The organism is Brevundimonas sp. MYb52 (assembly GCF_002979535.1).
In the GTDB taxonomy this organism is placed as follows: Bacteria; Pseudomonadota; Alphaproteobacteria; order Caulobacterales; family Caulobacteraceae; genus Brevundimonas.
This window is the reverse complement of record NZ_PCPB01000007.1, coordinates 1-15,564: the sequence shown is the minus strand read 5'-3', so window position 1 is coordinate 15,564 and position 15,564 is coordinate 1. Positions and strand designations below refer to the sequence as shown.

Below are 15,564 nucleotides of genomic sequence, written 5' to 3'. Positions count from 1 at the left end.
GACGGCGGTTGAGCTGAGATAGTCCATCAGCGCGGTCACGCGCGCCGGCCTCCGCCCGCTGCCGGGCGCCACCAGGTGGACGGAGATCAGAGGCAGGGCCCAGTCGGTCATGACAGTCTCCAGCCGCCCTTCAGCGATGTCGCGATGCCAACACCCGCGCGAGGCGCCGCCGTCTGCGCGTCGGCTTTGGCGGCCCCGCGGACGCACCACGACTTCCTGTCCGCTCTCGTGCACCAAGCGCTACGTCTCACCGATGGGCAGAGGCGTAGCCGCCTCTTCGTTCGGATGATGGAGGGTTTGTCCGGCGTCCAGACCGACGCCGGACCGTCATGATCGACGCGATCTATCTGAAGGCGCACTGCAACGGCTTCAAGCCTGCGGGCACCAAGGGCGGCATGAACACCAAGCCGCACACCGTAGCCGATGCGAATGGACGCCCGATCAGCCTGTTCATGATGGCGGGCTAGGTTAGTGATTACACCGGCGGCGCCGCCCTGCTGGACAGCCTGCCCAAGGCGTAAATCCCGAACCGAGCCCATCCGCTACGACAAGCAACAATATCATGCAGCGCCACGTGCTTCCATACTGACCGCTCGATTACCTCTCGACCAAACCCTCTGTTACGTCGTCGAGTAAAGCTCTCTTTAGTCATATGGCGCGTCAACGCCGACAAATCGGCCGGCAACTGTCGCATGAATCTCGATGTCCGAGGATTTGAGAAAGAGCGCCATGCTTCTGACAGCTCCAACCACCAAGAATCGAAGCACCGACGCCAAATCGCCCCCTCTCAATCGCGAAATTGGGCGGTTGCTGCTCCTTGATCTAAGCGACAAGGCTCCGACTGGACTGGGGGAGTATCTTGAGAAATCCGGCTTCGCCGTCTTCGAGACGACGTCACTCGACGCCATATGCGATGACGGCCAACCGCTTTCGGATCTATTCAACCTCATTATCCTAGTGGCCAGCCTGCCCCACCCATCGGCGTTCGGGACCCTGCGACAACTGAACCGCGCGGATGCTCCGCCGATCTTCATCGTCGCCGTAGAGGGCGAAGCCCTGGAGCGTGTTCTGATGCTGGAGATGGGGGTGGACGATCTGGTGGGCCCGGAAGCGAACGCCCGCGAAATACTGGCCCGCCTGAACCGCATAATCTACCGCAAGACGGAGAAGCCGAACTCATCGTCTTCGAAAGCCGCCTGGACGCTCAGGCACGCGCAGCGGATATTGATTGCGCCGAGCGGGCAGAGGATCGGCCTTACGGGTCGGGATCATGAGCTGCTGATCGCCCTGTCCGATCATGCCGACGGCGTGCTCATGGACTGCGACTTCCATTCGGGACAGATGCGTACGGCGATCAGTCGCCTGAAGCGCAAGGCCTTGATGGACGCCCAGATCGTGCTGCCGATCGAAAACGTCTGGGGCCGAGGCTATCGTTTCGACGCCCCTCTCATTCAGGCCTAGGGCGTCAACGACCATGAACAGAGCGAACCACGCCTCCCCTCACCGCAGCGCCGGCGAAATCGCGCCGATGAAACGAAAAGCCGTCATTACGATCGAGTACGAGGCGGAGGACTATCTCAAGGCCATGGCCCGCGAGAAAGAAATTCGTCGCGCCCTGGTCGAGCTGAACGCAGTTTCCGATCGGATCGATGTTCGTTTCGGAGATCGCCGGCCGCGACTGATATCACGCGCGGCCGCTCCATCTCGGCCCTGGCCTCGCGACTGATCGTCGGGGCGGCTTTCAGCCCCTACCCGTTTTCACTGTATCTGGCCGCCGTAGGCCGTACCAAGAAGACGCGACAGGCGATCCGCCAGAGCCATGCCTGCGGCGGTCGGCGCCAGATGACGACTGCGCGCATCAGAACCGCGCAGCAACTCCACCAAGCCATAGGCCGGCGCCAAGGTTCCGGCATCTCCCGCCACCGCCATGGCGCGCACGCCGCGCGAGACTACGGCGTCGTGACGCCCGCACAGTTCGGACAAGGCTGTCATGCGCACGCCTTCCAGACGAAGAATGTGCAGGAACATGATCAGTTGACCCAAGCTCAGTCCCGGGGCCGTTTTCTCGACTTCGACCAGGATAGAGATCAGAATTCCGGCCATTTCTTCCGCCTCGTCGGTCATTCGCACGCACCTTCGTCACTCTGGTGCGCCATTGTGCGGATCACGCCGCTTAAGTGGTCGAGCGAAAGGGACGATCAGCCGATTGGGGCTCGACTTCGGCGCGCCAAAAACACGTTTCGTCGCGCTAAGCGGCGACTCTACCGACCATGCTTTGCACATGGACGGCGGTTGGTGCTTCTTCCATCGGCAGGAGACGAAATGAGCGCGCACGACGACCACCACGACGAGACCCCATCCTGGCCGCCTACCCGCCTGGATGGCATGGTCGCCCTTCTGACCATCGTCTTCTGGAGCATCAACGCCCTGCAACTCAGCGCTCGCTCGCTGATCTCGCCGTCGGACTTCAATCAGATGGAGGGCGTGCTGCTGGCCCGGATGGCCAGCCTAGGCACGGGTGTCTTCCTCACCCTGTGCATGTGGGTCGTGCTGCGTCGCTTGTCGGAAACGCGCGCCTTCGCCTGGTTCTGGCGCGCCGCGGCGCTGGGCCTCGTCATCTGCCTGCTGCATACGGTGCTGAATGCGACCTATTTCCGCATGCTGACCGACTATCACGCTATCAGCAGCGAGCATTTTCTCGATTTTCGCAACCTGAGCTCGACCTATATCTCCTTCCTCTGGCCGATCATGACATGGTCCGCCCTCTGCGCCGTCATGGTGGCGGGCGACAACCTGCGTCGCCAGCAAGCACGCACGACGGAAGCTCAGATCGCGGCGCAGCAGGCGCAACTGGCTGCGCTCCGACTTCAGATCCAGCCCCACTTCCTGTTCAACACGTTGAACTCCGTCTCCAGCCTGATCGGACAGGGCCGGGCCCAGGAGGCGGATACGACCTTGATAAGACTGGCGGACTTCCTCAAGCACACCCTGGCGACAGGCCCCCGCGAACTGGTCCGGTTGGAAAGCGAGATCGACAGCCAGGGGCGCTATCTCGACATCGAGCAGGTTCGCTTTCCGGATCGTCTCCGGCGGCGCCTTCTGGTGGAACCTGAAGCCCTGCCCGCCATGACGCCCAGCCTGATCCTGCAGCCCTTCGTCGAGAACGCCGTCAAACACGGCCTGGCCCGATCAATCTCGCCGGTGACCCTGGAGATCGGCGCTCGTCGCGACGGCAACCGTCTCAAACTCTGGGTCGTGAACGACGGTCCAGGCGCAGCCCCTGCGTGCAGCAGCGGCCTTGGTCAAAGTCTGACCAATACGGAGCGCCGGCTCGAGCTCATGTATGGACCCGAAGCATATCTGAAGTATGGGCCTATGCAATCCGGCGGCTGGCGCGTCGATATCGACCTGCCGTTCGAGGTCGCAGCATGAAGGTTCTGATCGCCGATGACGAACCCCTCGCCCTGGCGCGCCTAAAGCAGGCGCTCGCCTGCATTCCGGAAGTCGAACTGGCCGCAGCCGCCCGTTCGGGCGAAGACGCCTTGCAACTGATCCGATCCCTGCAGCCCGACATCGCCGTCCTGGATATCGAGATGCCCGGATTGGACGGTCTTGGCGTGGTCTCGCGCCTCTCCCCCTCCGATCCTGTCCCAGAGATCATCTTCGTCACCGCCTTCACCCAGCACGCCGTTGACGCCTTCGCGCTGAACGCCGCCGACTACCTCACCAAGCCCTTCGAGTTTGAACGGCTGCGCGCTGCGATCCGGCGGGCGCGAACACGCCTGGATGCGCGCAATTCGGATCAGCGCTTCGCCGAACTGCAAACCCTTGTCGCTTCCCTGCAGCAAACGACCGAGCCCTCGCTACATGAGACGGAAGTCTGGATTCGACGGGCCGATGGCCTGCACCGCCAGCCTCTGGAGGACGTGGATCATATCCTGGCCCAGGGAGACTATGTCGAGTTGCACACACGCGGAGCGACCTATCTGGTGCGGGACACCATCAGCTCTCTGGAGCAGAGAATCGACCCAACCCGGTTCGTTCGCTGCCATCGCTCCGTCATCGTCAATCTGGCCTTCGTTCGAGGTGTAAGGCGTCGAACGGGGCGCAAGCTGGCGCTCACCCTGTCAAACGGCCGAGAGATCACGGTCGGCCCCAGCTATGCCGATCGCGTATCCCAGATCATGAATATAAAGCCATGGAGACAAACATCATGAACAAATTGCACATTCACAATTAATATTCATGCGTCTAAATTGACGACTAATTTGACATAGACCAAAACACAACAACACCTTTATTGTCCATCTGAGCGAAAAAACTAACCTCCTAATCTCTCACCCCAGAATCAGGATTGAGAGATTTCAATAATCTGCGCATTGAAAAATGCGTCAGGAGGGAGGCAAACTTGCAAACTCACCTACTGCGCCGGCGCCTGCTGGCCACAACCATCATCGGTGGAGCCCTGGCTGCAGCCATGCCTGCACTGGCCCAATCCGCCCAACAACAAGACACAACAACGGTTGATGAAATCGTCGTCACCGGCTCGCGCATCGCCCGTCCCAACCAGGACTCGCCGGTCCCGGTCTCGGTCATCACCGCCCAGCACATCGAGGCCACAGGCCAGATGAATACGGGCGACATCCTGCGCACCCTGCCGGAAGCTGGCGTCTCGACCTTCACGCCGACCACGACGACCTTCTCGACCGCAAACAACGGGGTCACCACGGTCGACCTGAGAAACCTGGGCGAGAACCGGACCTTGGTGCTGGTCAATGGCCGCCGCCATGTCGCGGGCATCGTCGGTAGCCAGATTGTCGACTTCAACACCATCCCAACCGATTTCGTCGATCGCATCGACGTCGTGACGGGCGCCGCTTCAGCCGTCTATGGCTCGGACGCTCTGGCGGGGGTGATCAACATCATCACCCAGAAGGATTTCGAGGGCCTTGAGCTGTCGGCCCAGGGCGGGATCACCGAACGAGGCGACAATGAAAACTACAAGATTGGTCTGAAATTCGGCTCCAACTTCGCCGATGACCGCGGCAACTTCGTCGGCTCCCTGGGCTGGCGGCGAACGGGCTCGGTCTATGGCCGAGACCGTTGCGACCGCGAGATGTGCATCGACGCCGCCGCGACCACCGCACGCCAGCAGACCGTCGGCGTATTCTCGTCCTTCATCCCGCGCGGCACGGCCCTCGTTCCTCGCGTCGGCGCGGGCAACCTGACGCGCGTGGTCAACGACGCCGGGGCGGTCGTGCCCTACACCAACGCCGACTTCGGCTATAACCGCTCGGCCGAGCGCCAACTCTATGTTCCCGAAGAACAGATCCGCTTCAACGGGCAGGCGACTTACGACATCAACGACAACCACCGCTTCTTCTCGGAGATGTCGGTCTTCCATGGCCGGACCTCGAGCGAGATCGAAGGCAACCCCGTCGGCTCCGAAGCCATCTATCAGGACCAGTTCGGGATTGATCAGTTGCCCGACTGCCGCGATTTCGATGGCGATGGCGACAACGAGTGCCGCTACGGCGTGCCAATCACCAGCGCCGTCGTGCCGACCGCTCTGGCCGCCGCTGTGCGCGCCCAGCATCCGGGCATCGCCGACGAAGACCTGGTGGTCGGCTTCCGCCGCCGCATAAGCGATGTTGGCAATCGCGGCAATGAGTCCGAACGCTCGATGGCCCGCCTCGTCGCTGGCTTCGAAGGTGATCTGACCCAGAACCTCAGCTACGAGCTCAGCCTCAACTACGGTCGCTCCGACTATGACCAGCGCTCGAACGGCGACGTCATGACCGGGCGCTTCCGCCAGGCCCTGGACGCGGTCGTGATCGACGGCGAAACCGTCTGCCGCGACTCCGCCGCCCGCGCCCAGGGCTGCCGACCGATCTTCATCTTCGAAGAGGGCGGCATCTCCGAGGAGGCGGCGACCTACTTCACCGCCGCGACTGGTCTGGACGCCTTCCAGGAGCAATACATCGTCAACGGCTTCGTCAGCGGCTCGCTGCCGAACGTGTCTCCGGCCGGTGACATCGGGTTTGTCATCGGCGGCGAGTACCGCGAAGAATCGGCACGCTCGACGCCCGACCCTCTGACCCAGCTTGGTCTGGCCACCGGCAATATCACGCCCGAGACGCGCGGTGCCTTTGACGTCCGCGAAGCCTTCGCCGAACTGCGCATCCCGCTTCTGTCTGACCTGCCCTACGCCAAGGCCCTGGACCTGAATCTGGCTGGCCGCGTGTCCGACTACAGCACCGTCGGCTCGACCACGGCCTGGGCGGCTTCGATTGAGTACCTGCCGACCAGTTGGCTCAAGCTGCGTTCGCAATATGCGGTCGCGGTGCGCGCGCCGAACATCAACGAACTGTTCAACCCCGGCTCTCAGACCTTCCCCCAGGTCGGAGATCCCTGCGAAGGTGTGACTCTCAGCGGCGGTCAGGCCGCCTTCCTCAACACCCGCTCCAACATCGCCGATCCGGATGTCGTGCTGAACAGCGGCGTCGACGCCTCGACCATCGGCGACGCCGTGGCTCAGGCCTGCATGCTGGACTCAGCGATCGCCGCTCGTGTCGCCCGCGATGGCGGCTTCGCCCTGACCCAGCCCGAGTTCCAGGGGGTATCGGGCTTCAACACCGGTAATCCGGACCTGACGCCGGAAACCTCGAAGACCTTCACCCTGGGCGTGCTTTTCAACCCGCGCTGGAACGATTGGTGGTCGCGTCTATCAGTGTCGGCCGACTACTATGACATCTCGATCGAGGACGGCGTCGGCACCTATGGTCGCCAGGTTTCGGTCGATCGCTGCTACGAGAACGCCGCGTCGTTCGACCCCACCTCGCCCTTCTGCGGCGGTATCCAGCGCTTCAGCGGCGGCGCTTCGGTCGGAGCCCTGCAATACGTCAACATCCGCAACCTGAACCTGGCCGAGATCAATGTCGAAGGCCTGGACCTCAAGGCCAGCTACAGCCTGCCCCTCAACGACGCCTTCTCGGCGCCGTCGACGGACCTGGGCAGCCTTTCCGCCTCGCTGACCTACAGCCACCTGATCGACTTCAGCTCGACCGCCTTCCCAGGCGCCGCGCCGCAGACCTTCGCCGGCACGGTCGGCTCGCCGGATCATGAGGCCATGCTGAACCTGCTCTATGCTCGCGGCCCGCTACAAGTGACCATGGGCGTCCAGTATGTCGGAGAGGCGGACGTAGGCTTCTTTGACTCGGATCTGGAATCCCTGCTGCCCTCGATGACTTTCGTCAACGCTCAAGTCCGCTACGACCTCAACGACAGAGCCAGCGTTTACGCCGGCGTCGACAACCTGTTCGACGAATACATGTTCGTCGCCGGCACCAACGGCGACATCGGCCAGGCCACCGGCTGGACTACCTTCCCTGACGTCTACGACGGCTTGGGACGGCGTTTCTACGGCGGCTTCCGCCTGAGCTTCTGATCAGAGTAGCCAGGATCAAGGTCGATGGGGGCCCGGCGCAAGCCGGGCCCCTTTATCATTGCGCGTCCAGAAGCGCGCCTGCCCACGTCGTCAGAAACCCGCCCCACGATGCAAAGCAGCATCGGACCGCCCAGTTGCGACGCTAGGCCAACATCAATCCGGCGCCTCTCACCTCGCGATCAAGCCCGCGACCACAAGCATCCAAACTGCGACGCCTCGCACTGGATGATTTGGGTCGCCAGCCTTGCCTACAGACAGCAAAAAGGGCGGCGAACCGAAGTTCGCCGCCCTTCCCGTTCAAGCCTGGAGGCTTAGAACGGGCGGTAGTTCAGGCTCAGGAAGAACCGGCGCCCGAACAGGTCGAAGTTGTCGGCCGTGGTGTTGCCCAGCCAACGCGCCGGTTCGGCGTCGAAGACGTTCACCACGCCGGCGCGGACCGTCAGATTGTCACGAGCCGCCCAGCGCACCGAGAAGTCGTGCTGCGAGAAGTCGCCGGTTTCCAGGTACTTGGCGGTTTCATACAGGTCGGGGTTGGCGACCAGGTTGTCCTTGTCGAAGATTTCCTGGCTGGCCTGCCAGTCCCAATCCCAGGTGAAGGCCAGGGTGTCGATCGGCGCCCAGGTGACGGTCGACAGGAAGCGCACGCGCGGCATGCCGACAGCGTCTTCGAAGTCGGTCGAATCTGCGGGGTCGTCGATGTTGACGAAGTCGTGCTGCTCGATCAGCCAGTTGCCGCGGATCGAGTGGCTGAACGTGCCCCAGTTACGACCGAAGAACTCCGGCATGTCGGTACGGTAGGCGACCGTGAAGTCGACGCCCTTGGCCGTCAGCGCCGCATAGTTCAGCGAGCCCTGGATGAAGCTCGTGACCTGGAACGAGGTGGCGTCGCGGGTCTGGGTGGCGCAGGCGCCGGTGTTGACCGAGGTGCCGTTGACGCACTGGTTGGCGGCGTTCTGAGCCGTCACCGAGTCGATCGCGTCGTTGATCTCGATGTCATAGTAGTCGAGCACGACGGACAGGTTGGGCAGCAGATAGTCCGGGGTCCAGACGCCGCCGATCGTGAAGCTTTCCGAGGTTTCGGGCTTCAGGAAGGGGTTGCCGCCGGCCTGGCCTGACACCGAGCCGCTGCCGTAGTTGGGCAGGTAGGCGTTGGAGGCCGACGGATCGTTAAAGGTCAGATCAAGGCCCGCCGCCTTTGCCAGGGCGGTACAGTTGGTGACACGGTTGGCGGCGATCGAGCGATCAGCCAGGTTGTTGATGATCGTGGCCGAGCAGGGATCAAGGAAGCCGTTGGCGAAGGTCTGACCCAGGGGCTCGTTGGTCTCGCCCAGGTTCGGCACGCGGATCGCCGTGGCGGTCGTGGCGCGGAACATGAACTGATCAACCGGGCGCCACTGGAACTGGCCGCTGTAGGTCTCTTGCTGACCGACGTGCGAGTAGTCCGAGAAGCGATAGGCGCCGCTGATTTCAGCCGAACGACCCAGGAAGCTGTCGCGGAACAGCGGGATGCTGACTTCGGCGAAGATGTCGTTGGTGTCGTAGCTGGCTTCTTCGAAGTCGGGACCGGAGTTCAGGAACAGGAAGCGGCCGGCGGTGTCGCGGTCGCGGCCCGTGCCGCTGGTGATTTCCTTGCGGTACTCATAGCCGATCGAAACGCCGATCGGGCCAGCGCCCCAGAAGTCCCACAGCTTGCCCGAGGTGTAGGCCATGAAGTCGTGCTGCTTGTTCTGGTCGGTCACCGTGACGGCGGCCTGCAGATAGTCCAGGCCTTGCTGGGTGAAGCCGTTCGGACCGAAGACGCGGACCGGCGAGCAGTCGTCGATCACGGCGCCCTGACGCGAGAAGGTGGTCGGCACGCCGCCCACGCTGATCACGGCGTCCGGCACGGCGATGCCGTTGGCCTTCATCAGCTGCACGCGGCAGACGACTTCGCCCGGCTTGCCGTGAACCTTGCCCGCGACGTCGATGACGGCGTCGGCCGCAGCCTGGTAGCGGACCACGTCCACGCCCAGTTCGCGGTTCGAGTTGTTCATCTCGCCGTAGGTGTAGCCGGCTTCCCAGTTGACGTCCTTGACGAAGCCGATGTCGCCGGCGTCGCCGCGCAGACCGACGACGTAGCGTTGCAGGTCGCGGGTGTTCTGCTGGTTGCGGGCCGGGCCGTACAGCTTGTGCTGAGCGCGGGCGTCAGCGACCGTGCTGGTGACCACGCCGGCCGAGTTGAAGATGTCGCGGCGGTTGTTGGCGATGGCCTGACGCACGTCATCCGGCAGGTAGGCGTTGTCCAGACCCAGCTCGAAGGCCGAGGTCGACGTGATGGCGCCGACGGTGTTGGCGGCCAGGTTGCGGATGTTGAAGTCGTGGAAGACGCGTTGACCGGCGTCGTAGGTTTCTTCCTCGACGTACTTGGCTTCGGCGAACAGGCTGACCCGGTCGGTGATGTCGAAGTTCAGACCGGTCTGGAAGCGGTAGTTCTCCGATTCCGGCAGGCGGCTGGCCTGGCCCTGTTCGGTGTTGGAGACCTGGCCTTCGCCGCCATTGCTTACCGTTCGGCTGAAGCCCGTGCCCTGACGGATCGAACCGAAGGTGACCGGACGCGACACGCCCTGGTCGTTATAGAGGTAGGCGTTGTCCAGGCGGTTCGACGGGGCCAGCGAGAAGCAGCCGGCCGAGAAGGTCGTGGCCGAGCAGGTGTTGAAGGGAATGTCCGGATCATTGGCCGCGCCAGGCTTGGTGCCGGTCGACAGGATGGTGACGCCGCCGAAGTTGGTGCCGCGGATATAGGTGCGGGCGTCGCGGATCAGGATCTGGTCCGGAATGCCGTCCGAAGGGGCGCTGGACGGATCGGCGTCATTGCCGATCAGGGCCCAGGATTCACGGCGCCAGTCGACGTCGGAATCCAGAACCTCGTCGTTACGCTGGTATTCGCCCGACACATAATAGTTCAGACGGCCGTCCATCAGGTTCTGGCCCCACAGGACCGAGAGGCGCTCGCTCAGCTGATGGTCCTGGTTGATCTCGGCGATCGAGCCGTCGATCTCCAGGCCGTCGAAGTCCTTGCGCAGGATGAAGTTGACCACGCCCGAAACGGCGTCAGCGCCGTACACAGCGGCGGCGCCGCCGGTGATGACTTCGGTGTTGGCGACCAGAAGACGCGGGATGGTGTCGACGTCGACCGCCAGCGAGCCGGGGCTCGAACCGACGTGACGACGGCCGTCCACCAGGACCAGGGTGCGCACGGCGCCCAGGGCGCGCAGGCTCAGCAGCGACAGGCCGCCATCATTCAAATTTCCACCCGTGGTGTCTTCCGGCACCACGGAAGTCGACAGGGCCGGAATATCAGCCAGGAAGTCGATGACGTTGACTTCGCCCGACTGCAGCAGCTCCTCCTGACCGATCTGGATCAGGGGCGTCGGCGAATTGGTCGGGTTGCGGCGGATGCGCGAGCCGGTGACGACGATCTCACCGACGTTGGTAGCCTGCTCGTCCCGGACCTGGGCCGAAGCGGCGAGCGGAGCCGCGCCGATCGCCGCGACGGCCGTCAGCCCCGCGATCAGCGTCGTGCTCATGAGCCGAGATTTGTTTGCGATCATGATTGAGTTCTTCCCCCCCGGGGCCAAGCTTGAATGGGCGGCGCATTCACCGCCAGCGTTCATTCAACGCTCAAACCGCACGCGACAAGAATTCATATCGACATGAAGCAACATCAAACAACCAAGCATCATTTTGAGCACGAGAAAAATATTTGCGCCTTCGCAAATAGTGAATGCTCGATTTTTTTATTCAACCAGCGGGAATTTATTCAATTTTATTCCCTGTTGAACGCGGATAGAAATCACCTTCAAAGAGAGGCGTGCAAATGCTGAAGCAGGTTCTGGCCGGTTGCGTGATCGGCGCTGTGGCGACGACGGGTTCATATGTTCGGGCCGAGCCGACCGAGGCCGCCGCCGCCCGGGTCGACGAATCCGATGTCGCAGCCTTCCGACGCCTGCGCGCCGAAGCCGTTGCGGCGGCGAACGCGGGCGACCTCTCCCTCGCCGCCGACCGCCTGCGGCAGGCCGAGACCAGGGTCCCGAACCATCCCGGCCTGATCGTCCTGCGCGCCCGCACCGCCGCCGCACAGGGCCACGCCGCAGAAGCCTTGGCCCAGTTGACCCGCTACGCCCGCGCGGGGTTGGTGATGAACCTGGAACGTGACGCCGTCCTGTCGCCCCTGTCCCAAACGCCAGGCTTCGCCGAGGCTGCGGCGCAGATCGAAGCCAACCGCGCGCCCCAGGGAGCGGATCGCCTGTCGATCGTGGCGACCATCGCCGGCGCCGGCCTCATAGAGAGTCTAGCGCGTGACGAGGCTCGCCAAAGCTGGTTCGTTTCACGCGTCGCGGACCGAGATGTCGTGACCCTTCATGAAGATGGCCGCGTTTCCGACTTCCTGAGCAAGGCCGCACCTGTCGAGGGCGTCCTGGGCCTGAGCCATGACGCCAAGCGCGGCATGCTCTGGGCCGTCAGCAGCCCGGTTCCGCCCGCAACCCACGGCCGGAGCGAGCCCGGCCCGGCCGCACTCCTGGCGATTGATCCCGCGACAGGCGCGGTGCGCACGACCTACCCCGTAGCGGCGGATGGACGAGAGCATGGCCCAGGCGATTTGGTGCTGGACGCTCAAGGCGCGGTCTATGTCGCCGACGGCTTGGCGGGGCGGATCTATCGCCTGCCGTCCGGCGGCGCAGCCCTGGAGGTCTTCTTGCCTGAGGGCAGTCTGGGCTCTCCCCAGGGCATGGCGATCACGCCTGACGGCGAAGCCCTGATCGCTGCTGACTATTCTTCCGGCCTGTGGCGCGCGCCGCTGAACGGCGCCAGGCCCGTCCGCATGGCGGCGCCGTCAGCGGCGGTCATGATCGGCATCGACGGCCTGATCAGCGACGGCCGCGCCCTCTACGCCCTGCAGAACGGCGTCGCACCTCAGCGCGTGCTGAAATTGACGCCGAGCGCCGACTGGACCCGCATCGATCGGGTCGAAGTTCTCGTGGCCAACCTGCCCCTGATCGACCAACCGACCACCGGACTGCTGCACGATGGCCATCTGGTCTTCGTCAGCCGATCTCAATGGAGCGATTTCGCCCCTGACGGGGCGCTACGGACCGCCAAACCGCAACCAGCGATCATCGCGCGCTTGAGGCTGGATTAACTCCAAGCCTCACTCTCCGGGGGCGGCAATGCGCCAACAACAGTCATCGCCCCCTCTAGGCTAACGACATTCTGGGCCCACTCGCGCGAGCAGCGTTTGCCTCACATCGAGACCTCGTTCAGCCTTACATCTCCTTTCACCCGATGTCGCGACAACGGGCGCCCGGTCGATCCTCAGATTTGATCCGCCCATAGCGGCGCCGAAAATCGCTTCGTCAGATAGTCCATCAGCGCCGTCACGCGCGCCGGCCGCCGCCCGCTGCCGGGCGCCACCAGGTGGACGGAGATCAGAGGCAGGGCCCAGTTGGTCATGACAGTCTCCAGCCGCCCTTCAGCGACGTCGCGCCAGTAGATGAAGTCCGGCTGCACAGCGATGCCAAGACCCGCGCAAAGCGCCGCCGTCAGGGCGTCGGCGTTGTTGGCGCGCAGCGGCCCCCGCGGACGCACCACGACTTCCTGTCCGCTCTCGTGCACCAATCGCCACGTCTCGCCGCTGGGCAAATAGGCGTAGCCGAGACAGGCATGACGGGCGAGATCGTCGGGATGGCTCGGACGACCGCGCTGGGCCAGACAGTCGGGCGAAGCCACCAGATGGCGGCGGACCGGTCGCAACCGACGTGCGGTCAAGGATGAATCCGGCAGGGAGGCGATGCGAATGGCGCAGTCGAAGCCTTCGCCGACAAGAGCCACCGTCGCGTCCGACAGATGCAGATCGACCGAGACATCAGGATGGGTCGCCAGAAACTCGGGCAAGGCCGGCGCCACATAGGCCATGCCGAACGACATGGGCGCAGCCAGCCGCACAAGGCCCCGCGGCGTGACGGCCTGGTCGAGCGCCTCGCCCTCGGCGGCCTCGGCCTCGGCGACCATCTGCGACGCGCGGGTGGCGAGCGAACGACCGGAATCCGTCAACGAGAACCGTCGCGACGTTCGATGCAACAGGGTCGTGCCCAGACGGAGTTCCAGCCGCGACACCGCCTTGGATACGGTCGCCTTCGACAGGGCCAGGGCATCGGTCGCGCCCGAGAAGGACTGGGTTTCGGCGACCTTGGCGAAGATGGCCATGGCTTCGAGATCGGGGAGCTTGGACATCAAACCTCCGACATGTGGCGCCGTCAGGCCCCCGCCAGCACCCTGCCCGCCGAGCACTTTTTCGGCGCCCTGCGCGCCGGCTACCGCTACGCCCGCAACGCCCCCGGCTTTGCAACTGGTGCTGATCCGCTCGATCGCCTTCTTCCTCTTCTCCAGCGCCCTGTGGGCCCTGCTGCCGCTGGTCGGACGCCGGGAGTTGGGTCTGAATGCGGCCGGCTATGGCGCGCTGCTGGGCTGCATGGGCGGCGGCGCCATCCTGGGGGCGGTCGTCCTGGCCCGCGTCCGCAAGCACGTCAGCGCCAACCGGCTGTCGATCATCGCCTCACTGCTGTTCGCGCTGGCGACCTTCGCCCTCGCCCATGCCGTCAACGTCTGGGTCGCCGGCGCGGTCATGGCCGTGGCCGGTCTGGCCTGGATCACCATGCTATCAGCTCTGAACGTGGCGGCTCAGATGGCCGTCCCCGCCTGGGTCAAGGCCCGCGCCCTGGCCGTCTATCTGCTGGTGTGCCAAGGCGCTATTACGGCGGGCAGCATCCTGTGGGGTGCACTGGCCAGCCGCACAGACATCGCCACCACCCTGACCGTCGCCGCGGCGGCGCTGGCGCTGGCGACCTTCATCGCCCTGCGTTTCCGACTGCCCGCCGCCAACGCCGCCGACCTGACGCCATCGGGCCACTGGGCCGAGCCGACCGTTTCGGGCGAGCAGGTCGCGGACCGAGGCCCAGTGATGATCCTGATCGAATATCGGATCGAGCCGGCCCGAACGGCCGAGTTCGTCCGCGCCCTTCGTGGCTTCAAATCCGTGCGTAAACGCGACGGCGCCCTGCGCTGGGATGTGTTCGAGGATGCGTAAACGCCGGGGCTTGTGATCGAAAGCTTCGTGGTCGCCAGGTGGCTTGAGCACCTGCGCCAACATGAACGCGTCACACACGACGATCGCCTCACTCAGGAAGAAGTCCAACGCTTCCACATCGGAGACAGCCCGCCACTGGTCCGTCATTTGATCGCACCGCGTGTCTGATACCACCGGAGGGAACGGACATCCGACCGGCAAGTAGGCTTGTGTCGGCTTCCGAACCGTTGCGGACCTTTGCATTTACGGGGACTGATGATCGGCTAGGAGAGGAAAATGCCGCCCACAATCGTCGCCACCCTCGTCGGTGCTGCTGCAATGCTCTGCTTTTGGATTGTTTACGTTTTTGGTCTTGCGGGTGGTGATGTTTATTCACTCACATGGCTACTTAGCGGTTACTTCAATCCGACGGTCGAATCGGTACCTCTGGCCTTTTGGGCGGCGACATTTCTCGGTGGATTTCTCTTTCGAGCGAAAGCGCCGCGCGTCGCTATGATGTTGAGCATCTTCGCGCCGATATGCGGCCTTTTGGGTGTGGCCAGCGAATCTGGAGCGCGAGTTGGCCGAGATCAAGCGTAAGTTGGAGCGAGCCCAGGCCCAGTGCCTGGACGGCGCGATAGAGACGTCGGAGCTGAAGTCAATCAGCGGACCGTTGAAGACACGCCGGGTGGAGATCCAGATCCGGATTTCGGGCAACGAGGCCCCGTCCATGATCCAGTTGCACCCCAGCGCCGCCGGCACCTACCGCTGGCTGGCCGAAAATCTGCACCAGGTGATCGAAGGCGACGACGGCGAGGAGGTGCTGGCCGAACTGCGCAAACTGATCGAGCGCGTCGACTTCATCCCGGCAGAGGGGCTTGGCAAGTTCGACCTGCGGGTCCACGGCAGCCTGTCCGTCCTGCTGGGCCAGCGCAGCGCCAGACGACAGAAAGCCCCGCGGCGTTTGGCAGCGGGGCTTTGATGTTTTGGGTGCGGGAGCAGGATTTGAACCTGC

General features: G+C 63.8%; 11 protein-coding genes and 2 pseudogenes. 10 read left to right on the top strand and 3 right to left on the bottom strand.

Annotated features, from left to right (window positions below):
* Positions 1-273 precede the first annotated feature (273 nt).
* The 3 genes and pseudogenes from CQ039_RS16975 to CQ039_RS09410 form a co-directional block, all read left to right on the top strand.
* Positions 274-464, top strand: a pseudogene (locus tag CQ039_RS16975) (IS5/IS1182 family transposase); the annotation flags it as partial.
* 265 nt (positions 465-729) lie between these two features.
* Complete coding sequence (locus CQ039_RS09415; RefSeq protein WP_105561983.1) at positions 730-1,461, top strand: response regulator transcription factor; 732 nt, start codon at positions 730-732, stop codon at positions 1,459-1,461.
* A gap of 13 nt (positions 1,462-1,474) precedes the next feature.
* A complete protein-coding gene (locus tag CQ039_RS09410; RefSeq protein WP_105561984.1) occupies positions 1,475-1,726 on the top strand; it encodes a hypothetical protein in 252 nt (83 codons plus the stop codon).
* A gap of 32 nt (positions 1,727-1,758) precedes the next feature.
* Here the strand turns inward: CQ039_RS09410 and CQ039_RS16620 are convergent, their stop codons facing one another.
* On the bottom strand, positions 1,759-2,124 hold the full coding sequence (locus tag CQ039_RS16620) for a hypothetical protein (protein WP_158255958.1): 366 nt from the start codon (positions 2,122-2,124) through the stop codon (positions 1,759-1,761).
* Positions 2,125-2,322: 198 nt separating this feature from the next.
* Here CQ039_RS16620 and CQ039_RS09405 point away from each other — a divergent pair, with 198 nt between their 5' ends.
* The 3 genes from CQ039_RS09405 (at position 2,323) to CQ039_RS09395 (ending at position 7,447) form a co-directional block, all read left to right on the top strand.
* The gene (locus tag CQ039_RS09405) at positions 2,323-3,432 is read left to right on the top strand and encodes a sensor histidine kinase (protein ID WP_158255959.1); all 1,110 of its coding nucleotides are present in this window, start codon (positions 2,323-2,325) and stop codon (positions 3,430-3,432) included.
* Entirely contained in the window at positions 3,429-4,217 is a 789-nt protein-coding gene (locus tag CQ039_RS09400) for a LytTR family DNA-binding domain-containing protein (RefSeq protein ID WP_105561986.1), read from the top strand. The genes CQ039_RS09405 and CQ039_RS09400 overlap by 4 nt, the downstream gene beginning before the upstream one ends.
* 191 nt (positions 4,218-4,408) lie before the next feature.
* Positions 4,409-7,447 carry a TonB-dependent siderophore receptor gene (locus tag CQ039_RS09395; RefSeq protein WP_105561987.1) on the top strand — a complete coding sequence of 1,013 codons (3,039 nt, stop codon included), beginning with the start codon at positions 4,409-4,411 and terminating at the stop codon, positions 7,445-7,447.
* A gap of 311 nt (positions 7,448-7,758) precedes the next feature.
* Here the strand turns inward: CQ039_RS09395 and CQ039_RS09390 are convergent, their stop codons facing one another.
* Positions 7,759-11,013, bottom strand: a complete 3,255-nt coding sequence (locus CQ039_RS09390; RefSeq protein WP_233190091.1) for a TonB-dependent receptor domain-containing protein — start codon at positions 11,011-11,013, stop codon at positions 7,759-7,761.
* Positions 11,014-11,303: 290 nt separating this feature from the next.
* On the opposite strand from CQ039_RS09390, the gene CQ039_RS09385 reads away from it, so the two are divergent.
* Positions 11,304-12,626, top strand: a complete 1,323-nt coding sequence (locus CQ039_RS09385) for an SMP-30/gluconolactonase/LRE family protein (protein WP_105561989.1) — start codon at positions 11,304-11,306, stop codon at positions 12,624-12,626.
* Between the two features lie 173 nt (positions 12,627-12,799).
* On the opposite strand, the gene CQ039_RS09380 is transcribed toward CQ039_RS09385, so the two are convergent.
* A complete protein-coding gene (locus CQ039_RS09380) occupies positions 12,800-13,717 on the bottom strand; it encodes a LysR family transcriptional regulator (protein ID WP_105561990.1) in 918 nt (305 codons plus the stop codon).
* On the opposite strand from CQ039_RS09380, the pseudogene CQ039_RS09375 reads away from it, so the two are divergent.
* The 3 genes and pseudogenes from CQ039_RS09375 (at position 13,683) to CQ039_RS09370 (ending at position 15,531) form a co-directional block, all read left to right on the top strand.
* A pseudogene (locus CQ039_RS09375) lies at positions 13,683-14,738 on the top strand (MFS transporter). The gene CQ039_RS09380 and the pseudogene CQ039_RS09375 overlap by 35 nt on opposite strands.
* A gap of 108 nt (positions 14,739-14,846) precedes the next feature.
* Entirely contained in the window at positions 14,847-15,149 is a 303-nt protein-coding gene (locus tag CQ039_RS16545; protein WP_146112109.1) for a hypothetical protein, read from the top strand.
* A complete protein-coding gene (locus CQ039_RS09370; protein WP_105561991.1) occupies positions 15,130-15,531 on the top strand; it encodes a hypothetical protein in 402 nt (133 codons plus the stop codon). Before CQ039_RS16545 ends, CQ039_RS09370 begins: the two co-directional genes overlap by 20 nt.
* Positions 15,532-15,564: the final 33 nt, after the last annotated feature.